The organism is Flavobacterium sp. UBA4854 (assembly GCF_002399805.1).
Taxonomy (GTDB): domain Bacteria; phylum Bacteroidota; class Bacteroidia; order Flavobacteriales; family Flavobacteriaceae; genus Flavobacterium; species Flavobacterium ginsengisoli.
Map to the genome: position 1 here is coordinate 40,179 of NZ_DHEI01000027.1, position 680 is coordinate 40,858.

Here is a 680-nt window from a genome sequence, read left to right on the forward strand (position 1 = left end):
CTTTCTTCACGAATGTCGTACACGCGAACACCTGTAATGTCATGTTTTTTAGAAGCAATTTTTAATGTATGCTCATAAGAATCAGACATAAAATCGGAAATCATAAAAATGATGGCTTTCTTTTTCTGGGTTCCAGATAAAAACTTCAAAGCTTGCGCGATATCTGTTTTCTGGCTTTTTGGTTCAAATTCGATCAATTCACGAATGATGCGCAGTACGTGCGAACGTCCTTTTTTGGGCGGAATATATAATTCTACTGTATCAGAAAATAATATTAAACCAATTTTGTCATTATTCTGTGTAGCCGAAAAAGCCATTGTTGCCGCAATTTCGGTTACAATGTCTTTTTTGAATTGATTTTTAGAACCAAAAGATTCAGAACCCGAAATATCAACCATTAAAACCATGGTTAATTCGCGTTCTTCTTCAAATACCTTAACATGAGCTTCGTTGTAGCGTGCGGTTACATTCCAATCGATGTTACGAATATCATCTCCGTATTGGTATTGACGCACCTCGCTAAACGTCATTCCTCGTCCTTTAAATGAAGAGTGGTATTCTCCCGAAAAGATATGATTGCTCAGTCTTTTGGTCTTGATTTCTATTTTCCGTACTTTTTTTAAAAGCTCTTTTGTATCCATTCTATTTGTTTAAAGTTTAAAGTTTAAAAGTTTCAAGTT

1 protein-coding gene is annotated in these 680 nt (G+C 34.9%); it reads right to left on the bottom strand.

What is annotated here, in order from left to right; genetic code table 11:
- On the bottom strand, window positions 1–641 hold a 641-nt coding region (locus B3J44_RS03170; RefSeq protein WP_286965733.1), incomplete at its 3' end, for a DUF58 domain-containing protein.
- Window positions 642–680 lie beyond the last annotated feature (39 nt).